Raw genomic sequence first — 15,483 nt, 5'->3', positions numbered from 1 at the left:
GCACTCTACTTCGGACGCCGCATCGAGGGCGGCGGGTTAGAGGAGGACGACGCCGCAGAAGACCCCGCAGACGACGGCGGCGGGCTGGTCTTTCCGGCGCGCGCGGCCACCGCGCGCTCGACCGCCGGCGCCAGCGCGACGTGCAGCTTCGCCTTCGAGACGATGCCGTCGGCGCCGACCTTCTCGCCGATCGCGCTCAGCTTGTCGATATCACAGCTGGAGACGAGGACGATACCCAGGTTCGAGAGCTGCGTGTTGTCCCGGAGCAGCTTCGCCAGCTTGTCGCCGTTGATGGTCGGCATGTTGATGTCGAGCGCGACCACGGAGATCTTGTCTCGCTTGATGACCGCCGTCGCGCCGATGGGCGTGGCGAGCTCGACCACGTCGAAGCCGGCCCTGACCAGGACGGCCCGCATCGCCTCGCGGGCGATGTCGTCGTCATCGATCACGAGCACCCGGATCATGACGCCGCGCTCCAGGGACGACAGCTACGCGAGCGACGCTCTCCACGCGACGAGCAGACGGCAGGCCTGCTCGGGCGCTCGATGGTTCGAGCCGGCCCGCCGCATCGTGACCAACTGCCCGGTTGGAAAGGTAATCGCACGGCGCCTCCATTCCCCCCGATACGCGCTCACCTACCGATGAGAAAGTCAACCTGGCCGAACTGACTGGAATTCAGCCCGAAGCGCCGCGCGAGCCTCACGTCGACCAGGCGTTTCACCGAGATGGGCAGGCGGACGCCCGACGACCGGAGCTTCCAGTCGGCGTCCGCGAGCTCGTAGAGGAGATCCGCCGCTTGCACCGCGAGCGCCTGGGTGTCGGGGATGGCAGCGAACGTCCCGAACTCCGCATGCTCGTTCACGAGCGAACGCACGGCCACGACCACCGGCGCGCCGAGCCGGTCCACGTAGGGCAGCCAGACGTTGGTCAAGAACCTCGGGCTCAGGAGGCCATTGTCGTTCGGCAGCCAGATCGCGTCGACCTTCGCCCGCTGGAGGTTCACGAGCGCGGCGCGGAGGTCCTGCACGCGCGGCTTGTTCGAGAGCTCTTCCTTGACGAAGGTCAGCTTCTCGACGTGCATGAGCGTTTCTTGTCGCGCGATGTGATCCGCGAAGCCCTGGCGGTAGACGACGCCGACCCGATGAGCGTCGAGGCCCAGCGTGCGCAGGCCCACCATGGCCGTGACCGCCGGCACCTCGTAGGAGATGGCGACCGAGTTGGGGACGGTGCGCTGGAGCTCCTCGGCGAAGGACGCCATCAGGATCAGCGCGACCGGCGGGGTCGGGGCGGTGCGCGCCCACTCGCGATACAGGAGCACGGTCGAGTTGTTGACCAGCACCACCGCCTGCGGGCGATCGCGGGCGACGATCCGCCCCACGAGGTCGGGGCCCGACTCCTCGCCGCGCAGCAGCGAGATGATGACGCGGTGTTCCCCGGACAGCTCGACGCGGAGCGATCTCAGCATGTCGTCGAGCTGCGGATCCGAGGGGGCGATGACGGAGATGACCGGCCTCGCGTCCGGAGGCGGCGGCTTGAGCGTCGGCGCCGGGTCGCTGGCGACGGGTGTGGCCGGGCCCGACGAACAGCTCAGCGACAGCACGAGCCCCGCGAGGGCGGAGGCCCGCAGCAGCCAGCGCCGAGAGAGGGGACGCGTCGACCTTACTTCCATTCGTCAACCCCCAGATCGGCCAGCACGTGTTTCGGGAGCCTCCGGATCGCGCCCTCCACCGCCTGGCGCTCGCTCAGGAACGTGACCGCCACCAGCCCGACCTTCGCCGTCGAGAGGCTGAGGATCGTGAACGTCATCTTGCTCCTCGACTCGAAGTCAGAACGAAATCGCTCGGGGAGGAGGACCGCATCAGCCGTCTGGAACTGGAGCAGCTGCAGGAGATCTTCGATCTTCGTGACGCGCTGGACCTCAGGCGCGGAGCTCACACCCAGCAGCCCGGCCACGAACTTAGGGAGCGATTTCCGTTCGACCAGATCGACGATCCCGTATCTGAGACCGGAGAGCATCTCCTTGGTCAGCGCCCTCGTCGAGACCAGGAGGTACTGCTCCGCGTCGCTCCCCGCCTTCATGCCCTGGATGTCGGCGGTCCGATTGAGCGAAGCCAGGACCGGCTTTGGCGAGAGGGCCGCGTCGGGCGGCGCCGACTCGAGCGCGGCTTTGAAATCGCTCAACTTTCCGAACACGGTGACATCGACGCCGGGCATCGACTCCTCGATCTTCTGCTCGAGGGCGCGAGCGCGAAGCGGTGTCACCGCATACACATAGAGCGTGGCCACGGGCCCAGCCGTGATAGGCGGGCTGAGCAGCAGAAGACAGCACCCGATGAGCAGAGCCGCCGCGAGGAGGGCCACCGGCGCGCGCGGCGTTCGGAGCCCCCGGCGAAGCGGAACTCCGGGCCTGTCGGGCCAAGCGCGCTCGGCGAGATTCCTGAGGAGTGAGCGAAATCCCCCGTGCCGAACCGGAGGAGCCGCGCGGTTATTTCGTGGCACCCACGATGATGCCCAGCGGGTTGCGATTCGCGCCCGACACGCGAGGTGCCCCACGGCCCGCTCGACCGCTGACCGCCGTGCCCCCGTGGAGCGCCTGCAGCTCGTTTCCACCAGGCTCATGTCCTCCCGGTCATCATGGGTAGGCAGCGTAGCCGATGGTTAACCCTCTTTGTCAAGCGCCCCCTGGGAGGCGCCCCCGCGGTCCCACCGAGCTTGGCGAAACGGGGATGCCGGAGAGGGTGACGACACCCGACGGCCGCTCCCCCGCCAGCAGCCGGCCAGCGCGACAACGCCGGCGCTGCCGAGCACGCCAGATACCGGGGCGAGCGCTTGACACGCGCCTCACACACCTCGGTCTCAGGGCTCGATCTCGAGTCCCAGGGGCGGCATGCCCCCCGCACCGCGCAAGCAAGAGATGGCGCCTCCGAGAAACCAGCAGATGGCGCGCCGGATTCGCCCGACACATCATACCTCGTCGACCTACATGGTGAGCGATAGTGCATCGCGATGCCCGGTAATTTTACCTTGTCCTGCACAAACAGCGGAATCCATGGGCGCGCCTTCGCTCCCTGCCGCCGAGCTCGAAAGCTCGCGCATCGCGCTCGATCTACGTACCGCTTGCGTACCGCTGGCGCTCTGCCGCTGGCGCTCTGCTGGTGGCGCTCGCCGCTGGCGCAGGACGATCGTGGCGTCCAGCTCTCCGTGCGGCGTCCCGCCAACAATCGCTCCGACAATGGGATTGTAGTCCATCGGGTCGCCGCACAGCAACCTTCGCGAACCACGAACGCAGGGTCGGGGTGTCGCGGATCACAGCGGATGGCGCGCCACAGAGGCGCTGGCGCCGGGCGCCGCGCAGACGTGAGGCAGGGCCCCCTGCGATGCTGCGTATTTGCAAGGAACTCTCGTGACCTGGAGAACGAAGGTTCCACTCGAAGGGCACTCAGCCAGCGGACGGGCAAACGGCTGCCCGCCGCTGCCCGGCGAGGCGGCGCGCCGCGCTCCGGCGCGCCGTTCGTCTCAGTACCACTCGCTGCCGAGGCCCAGCGTGAAGGTGAATGTCGGCCCCTCTGGCAGGAACACCGGGTGGAGATCCGCGCTGATGGCGAAGCCGCTCCGCCGCGCGCCGCTCCCGGCCAGGCCGCCGAGGATCAGGGCGCCCCGCGCGTGAGCGCCGAGGTACCAGGTCGCCGTGCTCTCACAGCCGGCGCTCGGGAGCGGGATGCCGCCCTCCGGGACCTCCGCGCCGCAGGTCGCGACGGCCACGTAATCCATGGAGGGTCCCGCGCCGAGATCGAGGAAGTGGAACAGCGTGAAGCCCGCGAGCACCGAGTTGTAGTCGATGAACCCCGCCTCGAATCCAGCGCTGTTCGCGGTGCTCTCGGGGGTGAGCGTCACCATCGGTGTGTTCTGGTAGTATATCCCGAAATAGTGGTTGACCTGGACACCGAGCCGGCCCGAGAGCGCGAAGACGGCCCCCGCGCCCGTGGGTGACTCGATGATCCCGCCGCCGAGCGTCGTACCGAAACGAAAGCGCATCCCGTCCTTCTCGTCGTCCTCGGGCTCCTTCGGTTGCTCCTCGGGAGCAGGCGGAACCGGCGCGGGCGGCTCCGGAGCGGGCGTGTGCGCGGCCCGCGGCGCGGGCGGCGGTGCAGGCGCAGGCGCGGCCCGCGGCGCGGGCGGCGGTGCAGGCGCCGGCGCGGCCCGCGGCGCGGGCGCGGGCGGCGGTGCAGGCGCCGGTGTCGACCGCGGCGCGGGCGCAGGCCGCGGCGCAGGCGGCACCGGCGCGGGAGATGGCGGCGGGAACGGCATAGGAGCGGGCGCAGGCGCAGGCGCGGGCTGCGCCGGAATCGGCGCAGGCGCAGGCGCAGGCGCGGGCTGCACCGGTGTCGGCGCGGGCGCGGGCTGCACCGGTGTCGGCGCGGGCGCGGGCTGCACCGGTGTCGGCGCGGGCGCGGGCTGCACCGGTATCGGCGCGGGCGCGGGCTGCACCGGTGTCGGCGCGGGCGCGGGCTGCACCGGTGTCGGCGCAGGCGCAGGCGCTGGCGCTGGCGCTGGCGCGGGCGCGGGCTGCACCGGTGTCGGCGCAGGAGACGGCGGCGGTGCTGGCTGCGCGGAGGCAGACGGGAGCGGCTCTGGAGGAGGCGGCGGCGGGAGGGGAGCGTCGCCCTGGGTCAAGGCCGTCGCCGAGACCGCCAATGGAACGGTGAGCGCCGCGAGCGCGGCAAGCCAGCGAGGGGGTGTCATCCGGTCTTCCTCGATGCGCTCCTCGCGGCCGTCAAGCGCGCGGAGGTGCGCGCTGTCGGTCGCGGTGCGCCGCAGCGGATGATCCGCCCGCGAGCCGTGGAGCGCCAGCCCATCGACGACCGCCCGATGCACGTCGCCCCCCGTCCCTGTACTTTCCTTCACGGAACGCGGCGGCTCCGGCCACCAGCCCCTCGACCCATGCGCCGAGCTCCCCAAGCCCTCGTCTGCGGTATCAGCCCCCCGCTCGGGATCCTCTTCTCCGTGGCTTGCGTGGAGGAAACGCTCCCCCCAGACGCGACCGGGGGCGGCGGCACTGGAAATCTCCATGAGACGAGCGGTGAGCTCACCACGCTCGGCGAGCTCGACATCTCGCTGCCCCACGAGGAGGAGCGCAGCCCGTGACGGCCCGCGCGGCGGTCGCCCCGTCGACGCCTCCGCCCGCCGGCGCGGTGGCCGCCGTCCCCGCGGCCGGCGTGCAGGCCGCGCCGCTCGACTTCGCCGAGGTGTACGAGGAGATGTTCCCCTTCGTCTGGCGGACCGTGCGCCGGCTCGGCGTGGACGCCTCGGCGCACGAGGACGTGTGCCAGGAGGTGTTCGTCGTCGTGCACCGGCGGCTCCCGGAGTTCCTGGGCCGCTCGTCGCTGAAGACGTGGGTCTTCGGGATCGTCGTGAACGTCGTGCAGACGCACCGGAGATCGCTGCGCCGCAAGAGCCCCGCCCACCGCGGGACAGGAGAGACCGTGGATCCCGAGCTGCTCGCGGGGCCGAGCAACCTCAGCCCCTACGAGGCCATGACGAGGGCGGAGGCCGCGCGCGTCGCGCACGAGCTGCTCGCGTCGCTCGACGAGGAAAAGCGCGTGGTGCTCCTCCTCGCCGAGCTGGAAGAGATGCCGGCGGCGGAGATCGCGCGGGGCATCGGGGTGAACGTCAACACCGTGTATGCGCGGCTGAGGGCCGCTCGACAGGCGTTTTCCGACGCGGTGCACCGCCACCACGCCAGGATCCGAGGAGGCCGCAATGGATGAGCTGGGGACCGGGGAGCGAGCGCTCCTGAACGCCCTTCGTGACGAGGACGAGCCGACCGACGACGACAGACGTCGGACGCGCGCGGCCGTGTGGACGAGGCTCGGCCTCACAGGGACGGCGGCCACGGCCGTGGCCACGGCCGTGGCCGCGAGCGCCGAGGGCGCCGGAGCCGCCGGCTCCGCGAGCGCCGGCGCGGCTGCGCACGCGGTCGGCCCCGCCGCCGCGAGCATGGCCGCGAGCGCGAGCACCGCGGTCGCAAAAGGCGCGGCCATCACGCTGCTCGGCGCCCCGATGAAGATCGGGCTGGCGGCGCTGGTCGTGGGCCTCGCGACGGGGGCCGCGCTCTACTTCCCGTTCCCGACGCCGGGCGAGGCGCCCGATGCGCAACGCGCGCAGGAGGAGGCGGCGAGCGCGGCCGAGGCGCCCCGAGCGGCGCACGCCGCCGCGCCCTCCAGCGCCCCGAGCGATGAGACACCTGCGTCCGCGGAGGCGAGCGCCTCCAGCAAGGCCGACGCTCCCGAGGCGTCCGGCGCGCCCGCCGAGCCGAGCGCCGCGCCCCCGGCGGCCGCGGCGGCGCGCGCGACGGCGTCGCGCACGCCCCGGGCGGCGGCCGCCGCGAGGCAGGGCGCCGAGGGGCTCGACGCGGAGATCGCGCTGCTCCGCGACGCGCAGCAGGCGCTGCAGGCGGGCCAGTTCGCGCAGGCGCTCTCGAAGCTCGACGAGCACGCCAGCCGGTACCCGAGGGGCGTGCTCGCGACCGAGCGCGAGGCGTCGCGCGCGATCGCGCTCTGCCGCTCCGGCCGCGCGCCGTCCGGCAGGGCGATCGCGGCGAGGCTGCTCGCGAAGAGCCCGGGCTCGCCGCTCGCGACGCGCGTGCGCGCCGCGTGCGGACAGGAGGAGTAGAGTGCGCGGGTGCACGTCTCAAGGTGGGCGCATGCGCCGTCGATCCTCCCGGCGCTGATCGTCGCGGCAGGGCTCCTGCCCGCGCGCGCGCTCGCGGCGCCCGCCGAGCCGCGCACCATCGATCTCCGCTGGGAAGCGCCGGCGGGGTGCCCGCCGGTCGACGAGGTCCGGAGCGAGATCGCCCGGCTGCTGGGAACGTCGGAGCAGCGCCAGCCGATCGAGGTCGAGATCGCGATCGCTCGCGAGCGCGACGAGCGCTACCGGCTCGACCTGCGCATCCGCGCGCCGGCGCCGGGCGAGCGGGTGATCCGTGGCGACGACTGCGCGTCCATGTCGCGGGCAGCGGCGCTGATCGTCGCGATGTCGATCGATCCCGACGCGGTCGCGCGGAGCGCCGCCGCGCAGCCCGCGCCGCCCCAGGCGATCGCCGCCCCCGCCGCCGGCGCGCCGCGCCCGCCGCCTCCCGCGCCGCGCCGCCCACCTCCCGCGGCAGCGCGGCCGTCCGCCGCGAGCGAGCGCGACGTGGAGGGAGCGCTCTGGGTGAGCGCGCAGATCGAGCAGGCGCTCGTCCCGACGATCGGCGTCGGGCTCGCCGCGGGCGGCGGGATCCGCAGCGGCTGGTTCCGCGCGGACGGCGCGGCCGGCGTGGTGCCGTCGAGCTCGGGCCACATCGCGGGGATGGCTGCAGGCGCCGAGTTCCGGCTCTGGTTCCTCGAGGTCGACGCGTGCGCGCTCCCGCTCGGGCGCCCCCTCCGCGTGTACGTCTGCGCGCTCGGCCGCCAGCACTGGCTGCGCTCCAGAGGGCGGGAGGTCGATGAGCCCTTCACCCTCACGACGCCGATCTTCGCAGCCGGGCTCGGGACGCTGCTCGAATGGCGCGTCGCCGCTCCCGTGAGCATCGAGGGCGCGCTGCACGCCGTCGTCCCGCTGACGCGGCCCCGCTTCGTCGTCGAGAACCTCGACGGCACCGTCTTCCGCCCCCCGGTCGCAGGCCTCAGCGCGCGCCTCGGTCTCGCGCTGGCCTTCTGAGCCTCAGGGCAACTCCGGGCCGGCGCGCCACGCGGCCTCGATCGCGCAGCCGGCCAGCGCCCCGCGGTAGAGGCGCAGCTCGTCGTAACGCCCTCCGAAGTACGGATCCTGATCGAACTGGGACCGCCCGAGCCAGTTGTTCGCGTCCTGGATCGCCGAGAGCGGAAAGCCGACCGGCGTGCTGCCGAGGAGCGCGCCGTCGAGGTAAAGCGAAAGGGTCCCCGCCCCGCCGTCGAAGACCGCGGCGAGCTGATGGATCCCGGCGTCATCGAGCGTGGGCGCGGTGGTGACCTGCACCTGGCCCGCGGCGCCGCTGTCGCTCGCGAGCGCGGCGATGCCCGGCGGCTCGAAGCCCGTCGAGGGGGTGATGACGAGGTAGGACCGCCCCACGCTCGAGTCGCCTTCGACGGGATCCTCACCTGTGCTGCCGATGCCGAAGTCGACGACGCGCAGGTACGCCCCTCCGCCGTTGCGGGCGACCCACACCATCACGGTGACGTCGCTCGATCCCGTGAGGAGACCCGCGGGCAGCTCGACGTAGTCGTCCTCTCCGTCGAGGGTGAGCACCCCTCCGCCGTCGAGGCTCGCGCCGCCGAAGATCTCGCCGTCGGCGCCGCCGACCGTATCGGCGACGACCGCCCCCACCCCGTCGAACGTGTACCGATGAGCCAGCGACGGCAGCGCATCGCAGGGGGCCGCGCCGCCGCCCCCGTCCCCGCCGCCGCCCGCCTCACCGCCGCTTCCCGCCTCACCGCCGCTCAGCGCCCCACCACCACCACGCCCCCCTCCCCCGCTGCCACGACCACCTTCCCCGCCGCCGCCCACAACCGACGTCGGCGTCATACGGCCCACCGCAATATCCACATCTGCCCCACATCCGGACAAGCCGAGGAGCAGCACCATCATCGTAGTCTTCCGCGCGCACGACACAGGCTGATCCTAGCGCGGGTGTGCTGTCGATTCGATCACGAAAGGCGCGCGCTCCGGCGACGAGGGGGAGAGCGCTGATTCCACACGCGGGAGCCGACCATGATGTGCCGACTTGACCGAGTGTTCGCAAGTCCCTGGCTCGTCGCCGGGGGATGTCTCTTGAGCATCTCGTGCACTGGCATCCTCGGAAGCGACGACGATCCGGGACAGGAGCCGGGAGGCGACGACGCCGTCGCGCCAGGCGGGATGCCTTTGCACCACATGACAGCATCGGAGTACAACAACACGGTCGCCCACCTCCTGGGCACGCGCCTGCGGCCGGCGGACGGATTCCCGGCCTCCGGCGCGAAGGGCTTCGACGCGAACGCCAGCGCGCTCTCGAGCCTCTCGCAGGTCCTCGTCCAGGGGTATTACGACGCCGCCAAGAAGCTGGCGGCCGACGCGTTCTCGAGCGAGGCGCAGCGCGCCCAGATCCTCGTGTGCGACCCGGCGGAGGGCGCGGGCGACGGGTGCGCGCGCGAGATCATCGAGCGCTTCGGGCTGCGCGCCTTCCGGCGCCCGCTCGAGGCGGCGGAGGTCGACCGGTACGCGGCGCAGTACGACGACGCGCGCGCCACCCTCGAGATGTCCCCCGTCGAGGCGGTGCAGCACGTCGTCCGGACCCTGCTGACGTCGCCGAATTTCTTCCTGCGGATCGAGGTCGGCCCCGACTCGACGCGATCGCCGGGCGCCCTCGGCGGCCATGAGATCGCGTCGCGCCTCTCGTACCTGCTCTGGAGCTCGCTCCCGGACGAGGAGCTCTTCGAGGCCGCGGAGGGCGATGCGCTGGCCACCGAGGACGAGCTCCGGGAGCAGGTGGACCGCATGCTCGCCGACCCGAAGAGCGCCGCGTTCTTCCAGAACTTCTTCGGGCAGTGGCTCGGGACCCGAACGCTCCCGAGCCACAGCGTCGACACAGGGCTGTTCCCGGGCTGGAACGACGAGATGAAGGGCGCGATGATCGACCAGGCCAACGCCTATTTCACCGGCTTCACGACCGGCGAGCGGCCGTGGTCCGAGTTCCTCACGGCGCCCCACCCGGAGAGCCCGCCGCTCGCGCCGCTCTACGCGAACGACCCCGAGGCCGGGCGCGGCGGGTTCCTCACGCTCCCCGCGTTCCTCACGCTGTCTTCCCGCGCCGATCGGACCTCCCCCACGTCCCGCGCGAAGACGATCCTGGCGCAGCTCTACTGCTCCGACCTGGCCCCTCCCGCCGGGGTGGATATCCCGGAGCTCGAGGCCGCGGGAGGCGACTCGGGCCCCGTCGACAACGTCCGCAAGAAGCTCGAGAAGCACCGCGAGTCGCCCGACTGCGCGGGCTGCCACGATGTCCTCGATCCCATCGGGCTGAGCCTCGAGAACTTCGACGCGATCGGCGCCTACCGGACCGAGTACCCGAACGGCGACGCGGTCGACGCGACTGGCGAGTACGGGGGCGCGGCGTTCCAGGACATCTCCGGCCTCATCCCGGAGCTCCAGAAGGACCCCCAGCTGGGGCTCTGCCCCTCCGAGCAGCTCTTCACCTATGCGTTGCGCCGGCGCCCGATCGGCGGCGACAGGGACACGCTCGAGGCGATCGCCGCGCGCTGGGAGAAGGGGACGATCGCGGATCTGGTGAAGCAGGTGGTGACCAGCGAGGCGTTCCGCCTCCGCGCGGCGAAGGTCGGGGCGAAGTGAGGCCGCAGGGCGAAGTGAGGCCGCAGGCGCTGTTTCCGCACGGAACCAGGCACGAAGGAGCGATGCGCACATGAAACGCGGAATGACACGCAGGAACCTGTTGCGCGGCGCGGGCGTCTGCCTGGCGCTGCCGTTTCTCGAGAGCCTCGCCCCGCGCAGCGCGCGCGGCGGGGAGCCCGGCACGCCGAAGCGCTTCTTGCTCTGCACCTTCCCGAACGGGGCGCCCCACCACTGGTGGGAGACGGCGCCCGCGTTCGGCAAGACGCTGAAGGGCGCCGATTTCAAGCTGCCCAGGGTGCTCGAGCACTTCGCGCCGGTGAAGTCGAAGATGCTCATGATAAGCCGCCTCGGCAACCACACGTGGAGCAAGGAGCAGAACGCGTTCATCGAGCCGTCCCACTCGCGCTGCATGGCCGCGCTGTCGACCTGCGTGGACGCCGATGAGCTCGGGAGGGCCGCTGGGCAGGACCTCGGCGAGTGGGTGGGCAACGGCGTCTCGGTCGACCAGCTCATCGTGCAGAGGGCAGGCCCGGAGCAGGCGACCCGCATCCCGTCGCTGCAGACGGGGCTCGGGGTGAAGCCCGGCTTCTTCGACGGGCGCAGCTACGCCTACAATCAGGCCGTCTCCTGGAAGAGCCCGCGTGAGCCGCTGAAGCGCTCGGTCAACCCGAAGGCGGTGTTCGACGCGCTCGTCAACGCGGGCGCCGCGAGCGCGCCCCCCGTGCCAGGGCAGACCGACGAGCAGGCCCGGATCGAGGCCGAGCGCCGCGCGGCGACCGAGAAGAGCGTCATCGACGCGGTGCTCGCGGACGCGAACTCGCTCATGCGCAAGGTCGGCTCGGACGATCGCAAGATCGTCCAGCAGTACCTGGACGCCCTGCGAGAGACCGAGAAGAACGTGACCCGCGTCCAGTCGACGATGACCCCGTCGAGCCTGGGCTGCAGCCCGATCGGCGCGCCCGGCGTGGTCCCCGAGCCGCCGGGGCAGCAGGAGGGGCTCAACGAGAACGACAGCACGGAGGCCGGCGAGTACAAACACGACGATCACGCGAACGTCATGATCGATCTCATCGTCATGGCCATTCAATGCGACGTGACGCGCGTGATCACCCACATGCTCGACGACGCGCGCTCCGAGTTCGAGTACCGGTGCATCCCGGCCGACGTCCGCGCGAAGGTGGGACTCGAGTACAGGGCGGGCAGCAGCCTCCATTATCACTCCTGCCAGCACGGCCCCGGCAACCTGGGCGCCGCGGACGAGGGCGGCCGCTACGCGGTCGTCGAGGAGAGCAACCTCGATTTCGCGGCGATCAACTGCTGGCTCGGCCAGAAGACAGCGCAGCTCGCGCAGCGGCTCGACGCGATCCCCGAGGGGGACGGGACGGTGCTCGATCACTCGGTGATGGTCTACATGAGCGAGATGCGCACGCACGACCACGACGCGTACGATCTGCCCATCGTCCTCCTGGGCGGCGACGGCGTCTTCCTGAACGACGCGCACGTCGCGTATGGCCCCCTCGGCCAGGATCGCCAGCTCCGCGATCTGTGGTTCACCATCATGAACCAGTACTACGACCTCGGCGTCGCGTCGTTCGGCGAAGATCGCCGCGGGGTGCCGAACGCGCTCCTCGAGGAGATCCTGCGGTAGCGCTGCGGTTCACGGTCTCGATGGATGGGCTCACACCGGAGGTCGAAACACGATGTTCGAAGGCCGCTCACGTCGGTTGGTGTCCGGGGGTCTCCATGTCGCGCTCGGGCTGCTCGTGACCTGCGCCGCAGAGCTCGGGTGCTCGAGCGACCCGTCGCCCGCGTCTCCCTCGCCGGAGTCGCCTTCGCCGGGCGACGGGGGCGGTCCGGAAGGCGCGTTGCCCTGCGAGGAGACGAGCGACGGGCCAGCGCTGCCGCAGGCGTTCGCGCTGAACTGCGGCGGGTGCCATAGCGCCCACGGCAAGCCGACCGGCGGGTTTCCCGATCTGTTCGCCTTCGACGGCACCCTGGAGGAGTTCACGGCGCAGGTGCGCACGGGGCGCACGGGGAACGAGCGCATGCCGGCCTTCGGCGAGCAGCAGATCGCGACGGCCGACATCGAGGCGATCTTCGCTTATTTCTCTGCGGGAGCGCCGCCCGCGCCGGCCTGCGACGGCGGCGAGGTCGATCCCGGCGAGTGCTCCGGCGTGGACGGCGAGATCTCCCCGCTGTTCCCCTCGGCGACGGCGGGCAAGCCGATCACCACGACGGCCGCCGATGGGACGATCACGCTCGAGGCCGCAGGGCGCGTGCGCGGGCGCCACGAGAAAGAGGAAGAGTTCAGCCCGTACCAGCCGCGTTATTTCGAGAACCGAAGCTACAAGTTCATCGTCGAGGACACGATCCCGGCAGGCGGCAGCACCATCAAGTTCACCTGGCTCCCCAGAGCAAACGCATCGAACAGCCAGACCATCAATTTCCGCTGCTGGTACTCGGGCGAGGGCAACGTGTTCGACTCGAACAACGGCATGGAGCGCATCACGAGCACCCACTGGGAGTTCGTCGTCGATCGCAACGCCAGGGACGGCAGGGAGATCCGCGCGGGAGATCTGCTGGAGTTCGAGTTCGGGGTGTTCCTTGACGCGGACACCGTCGAGGGGAGGACGAGCTATTACAGCGACACGTTCCGCTACCGCGTCGGCAGCGGCGAGCTGACGCCGTTCAACGCGCCGAACGAGGCGGCCCTGTCGGGCGGCGACGGGACGATACCGTACATCTACGAGGAGCCTCATCTCTATTACGAGCAGATGGCGCTCAACATCCAGGAGAGCTCTATCCAGCCCTTCCTCGAGGGGCGCCGCCTGTTCCATACGGATTTTGCCACCGGCGAGCACAGCGAGGGCGGCAACCCCGTCTTCGACGAGCACGCCGGCAAGGCGGGGCCGCTCTCGAACCAGGCGGCGTGCGTGAGCTGCCATATCAACAACGGTCGCGGCGCCCCGCCCGAGCCCGGCGAGGCGATGGAGACCGCCGTCGTGAAGCTGTTCGGCGCAGGCGCGAAAGCGGACGGCGGGCCCACCGCCGACCCGAGCTACGGCCGGCAGCTGCAGGACAAGGCGCAGGGCGGGGGCGCCAGCGAGGGTACGGCCACCGTGGCCTATACCGAGGAACCCGGGCAGTTCCCCGACGGCACGCCGTACGTCCTGCGAAAGCCCACCTTCCGCTTCGACGGGCTCTCCGCAGGGCCTGTCGCGAGCTACTCGGTCCGCGTGGCCCGCCCGCTCGTGGGCATGGGCCTCCTCGAGGCGATCGCGGAGGACGCGCTGCTCGAGCGCGCAGACGGGATGGACTGCAATCAGGACGGTATCTCGGGCCGTCCGAACCTGATCCCGGATCCGGTCTCGGGGGCGCTGCGGATAGGGCGCTTCGGCTGGAAGGCGAGCAAGGTGAGCGTGCCCCACCAGGTCGCCGACGCGCTGGTGGCGGACATGGGCGTGACGACGAGCCTGTTCCCGGTCGAGGAGTGCGGCCAGGCGCAGACGGGTTGTCAGGCCGGCACGCGCGGAGCTCCCGAGCTCTCCGACGAGGATCTCGACAGGCTCGCGGTCTACATGCGCATGCTGGGCGTGCCGCCGCGCCGCGACACGGCGGACCCGGCCGTCCAGCGCGGCGAGGCGCTGTTCAGCCAGGCAGGGTGCGCGAGCTGCCATGTCCCCTCGATGAAGACGGGGAGCCGCCACCCGCTCGTCGAGCTGCGGGATCAGCTCATCCAGCCCTTCAGCGATCTGCTCCTGCACGACATGGGCGAAGCGCTCGCGGACACGTCGTCGAGCGAGCACCTCGCGGGGCCGCGCGAGTGGCGGACGCCGCCGCTGTGGGGCATCGGGCTGCTCGAGGCCGTGAACGGCCACACCCAGCTGCTGCACGACGGCCGCGCGCGGGACGTCGTCGAGGCGATCCTGTGGCACGGCGGCGAGGCGGACGTCGCGAAGCAGCGCTTCATGGCGCTCCCCGCGGGAGATCGCGACGCGGTGGTCGCCTTCCTGCGCTCGCTCTGAGCCCCCGCCTCGCGGAGCTCGCTCCGGGCGCCCCCTCCCCGCCCCCGCCTTCCTTCGGCTTGCTCGGGTGCTCGACCCGCCCGGCGTCCCCGGCGCGGGAGGAGCGCGCTCCGCTCAGAACCCCGACCGGCGCGCCATCCGCCTGGAGAGCCAGCGCATGGGGCCGGGCGCCACGCGGGCGGCGAGGCTCGCGGTCTTCACGAACAGGCTCGTCTCCAGGACGTCGCGGCCCGCCTCGACGGCGCGCACGATCATCTCGGCGACCTCGTCCGGGCTCTGCTTCTTGTGGCCGGGCGGGCGGTAGCCGACGTTGTCGTCGGTCACGACGGCGTTCGCGTGGAACGGGGTCTCGACCGGCCCCGGCCGCACCACGAGCACGCGCACGCCGCGCGACGAGAGCTCCGCGCGGAGCGACATCGCGAGCGCCTCCAGCGCGAACTTCGACGAGGCGTACGGGCCCATCCGCGGCGCCGCGACGAGCCCTGCGATCGAGGAGACCATGACGAGGGTGCCTTTCGTGGCCGTGAGGGGCTCGATCGCGAGCTGCGCGAGGCGCACGGGGGCGACGACGTTCAGCCGGTAGAGCGCCTCGAGCTCGGCGGGGTCAATCTCGATCGATGGCGTGTAGTAGCCGCGCCCGGCGTTGTTCACGAGCACGTCCAGCCGGCCGTACGCGCCGAGCGCCCGCTCGCAGAGCGCCTTGCGGTCCTCCTCGACGGTCACGTCGCCGGCCACGGCGAGGGCGTCGCCGCCCGCCGCGCGCACCTCCGAGGCGACCCCTTCGAGCGCGTCTCGCCCGCGCGCGCTCAGCACCACGCGCGCGCCGCGCTTCGCCCAGGAGAACGCGAGCGATCGACCGATTCCGCTGGATGCACCGGTGATGACGACGACGGGAGCCATGTCGGCGAGAGTACACCCTCCGCGGGTGAACCGAGGGAAATACGCTGTTCGCGCCCGACCCGGGCGCGCCAGGCACCGAGAGATCCCGCATAGGGACGGTCGGGATGTTGCGTGGCCGCGCGCTCGAGCTGCTTTCGACCGCCCGCGCGCTACGATGCGGGCCTTGCTTCGCTGTGCGCAGCGGCGACGCGACACCGCCCGATTCACGCCG

Annotated in this window: 13 protein-coding genes; 7 read left to right on the top strand and 6 right to left on the bottom strand. The window is 71.7% G+C overall.

What is annotated here, in order from left to right:
• Positions 1 to 5: 5 nt before the first annotated feature.
• The 4 genes from WMF27_RS06915 to WMF27_RS06900 form a co-directional block, all read right to left on the bottom strand.
• A complete protein-coding gene (locus WMF27_RS06915; protein WP_437769712.1) occupies positions 6 to 464 on the bottom strand; it encodes a response regulator in 459 nt (152 codons plus the stop codon).
• Between the two features lie 167 nt (positions 465 to 631).
• Complete coding sequence (locus WMF27_RS06910; RefSeq protein ID WP_437769713.1) at positions 632 to 1,669, bottom strand: hypothetical protein; 1,038 nt, start codon at positions 1,667 to 1,669, stop codon at positions 632 to 634.
• Entirely contained in the window at positions 1,660 to 2,361 is a 702-nt protein-coding gene (locus WMF27_RS06905) for a hypothetical protein (RefSeq protein ID WP_437769714.1), read from the bottom strand. Before WMF27_RS06905 ends, WMF27_RS06910 begins: the two co-directional genes overlap by 10 nt.
• A 1,155-nt stretch (positions 2,362 to 3,516) precedes the next feature.
• Positions 3,517 to 4,905 (bottom strand): hypothetical protein, encoded by a 1,389-nt coding sequence (locus WMF27_RS06900; RefSeq protein WP_437769715.1) that lies wholly within the window; start codon positions 4,903 to 4,905, stop codon positions 3,517 to 3,519.
• A 36-nt stretch (positions 4,906 to 4,941) separates the two neighbouring features.
• Between WMF27_RS06900 and WMF27_RS06895 the strand changes: the two genes are divergently transcribed.
• From WMF27_RS06895 to WMF27_RS06880, 4 genes are read left to right on the top strand one after another with little or no spacing between them, the layout of a single operon-like run.
• Entirely contained in the window at positions 4,942 to 5,145 is a 204-nt protein-coding gene (locus WMF27_RS06895) for a hypothetical protein (RefSeq protein WP_437769716.1), read from the top strand.
• Positions 5,142 to 5,768 (top strand): RNA polymerase sigma factor, encoded by a 627-nt coding sequence (locus tag WMF27_RS06890; RefSeq protein WP_437769717.1) that lies wholly within the window; start codon positions 5,142 to 5,144, stop codon positions 5,766 to 5,768. The genes WMF27_RS06895 and WMF27_RS06890 overlap by 4 nt, the downstream gene beginning before the upstream one ends.
• Entirely contained in the window at positions 5,761 to 6,672 is a 912-nt protein-coding gene (locus WMF27_RS06885; RefSeq protein WP_437769718.1) for a hypothetical protein, read from the top strand. Before WMF27_RS06890 ends, WMF27_RS06885 begins: the two co-directional genes overlap by 8 nt.
• Before the next feature lie 9 nt (positions 6,673 to 6,681).
• A complete protein-coding gene (locus tag WMF27_RS06880; RefSeq protein ID WP_437769719.1) occupies positions 6,682 to 7,701 on the top strand; it encodes a hypothetical protein in 1,020 nt (339 codons plus the stop codon).
• 3 nt (positions 7,702 to 7,704) lie between these two features.
• Here the strand turns inward: WMF27_RS06880 and WMF27_RS06875 are convergent, their stop codons facing one another.
• On the bottom strand, positions 7,705 to 8,544 hold the full coding sequence (locus WMF27_RS06875) for a LamG domain-containing protein (RefSeq protein WP_437769720.1): 840 nt from the start codon (positions 8,542 to 8,544) through the stop codon (positions 7,705 to 7,707).
• A 348-nt stretch (positions 8,545 to 8,892) separates the two neighbouring features.
• Here WMF27_RS06875 and WMF27_RS06870 point away from each other — a divergent pair, with 348 nt between their 5' ends.
• The 3 genes from WMF27_RS06870 to WMF27_RS06860 all read left to right on the top strand — a co-directional run bounded on the left by WMF27_RS06870 (position 8,893) and on the right by WMF27_RS06860 (position 14,372).
• Positions 8,893 to 10,347, top strand: a complete 1,455-nt coding sequence (locus WMF27_RS06870; protein WP_437944008.1) for a DUF1592 domain-containing protein — start codon at positions 8,893 to 8,895, stop codon at positions 10,345 to 10,347.
• 70 nt (positions 10,348 to 10,417) lie between these two features.
• Positions 10,418 to 11,995 (top strand): DUF1552 domain-containing protein, encoded by a 1,578-nt coding sequence (locus WMF27_RS06865; RefSeq protein WP_437944006.1) that lies wholly within the window; start codon positions 10,418 to 10,420, stop codon positions 11,993 to 11,995.
• A gap of 79 nt (positions 11,996 to 12,074) precedes the next feature.
• Positions 12,075 to 14,372 carry a di-heme oxidoredictase family protein gene (locus WMF27_RS06860; protein ID WP_437944005.1) on the top strand — a complete coding sequence of 766 codons (2,298 nt, stop codon included), beginning with the start codon at positions 12,075 to 12,077 and terminating at the stop codon, positions 14,370 to 14,372.
• Between the two features lie 114 nt (positions 14,373 to 14,486).
• On the opposite strand, the gene WMF27_RS06855 is transcribed toward WMF27_RS06860, so the two are convergent.
• Positions 14,487 to 15,272: an SDR family NAD(P)-dependent oxidoreductase gene (locus tag WMF27_RS06855; protein WP_437944003.1), complete on the bottom strand. Its 786-nt coding sequence runs from the start codon at positions 15,270 to 15,272 to the stop codon at positions 14,487 to 14,489.
• Between the last annotated feature and the right edge of the window lie 211 nt (positions 15,273 to 15,483).

The sequence above is a fragment of the Sorangium sp. So ce281 genome (genome assembly GCF_051527395.1).
Lineage (GTDB): Bacteria > Myxococcota_A > Polyangia > Polyangiales > Polyangiaceae > Sorangium > Sorangium cellulosum_B.
This window is presented reverse-complemented; position numbering and strand designations above follow the sequence as displayed.

Bases quoted from the DNA above. Each gene is read 5' to 3' on its own strand.
- WMF27_RS06915 (WP_437769712.1), bottom strand. From the start codon at position 464: ATGATCCGGGTGCTCGTGATCGATGACGACGACATCGCCCGCGAGGCG.
- WMF27_RS06910 (WP_437769713.1), bottom strand. From the start codon at position 1,669: ATGGAAGTAAGGTCGACGCGTCCCCTCTCTCGGCGCTGGCTGCTGCGG.
- WMF27_RS06895 (WP_437769716.1), top strand. From the start codon at position 4,942: ATGCGCCGAGCTCCCCAAGCCCTCGTCTGCGGTATCAGCCCCCCGCTC.
- WMF27_RS06885 (WP_437769718.1), top strand. From the start codon at position 5,761: ATGGATGAGCTGGGGACCGGGGAGCGAGCGCTCCTGAACGCCCTTCGT.
- WMF27_RS06875 (WP_437769720.1), bottom strand. From the start codon at position 8,544: ATGACGCCGACGTCGGTTGTGGGCGGCGGCGGGGAAGGTGGTCGTGGC.
- WMF27_RS06870 (WP_437944008.1), top strand. From the start codon at position 8,893: ATGACAGCATCGGAGTACAACAACACGGTCGCCCACCTCCTGGGCACG.
- WMF27_RS06865 (WP_437944006.1), top strand. From the start codon at position 10,418: ATGAAACGCGGAATGACACGCAGGAACCTGTTGCGCGGCGCGGGCGTC.
- WMF27_RS06855 (WP_437944003.1), bottom strand. From the start codon at position 15,272: ATGGCTCCCGTCGTCGTCATCACCGGTGCATCCAGCGGAATCGGTCGA.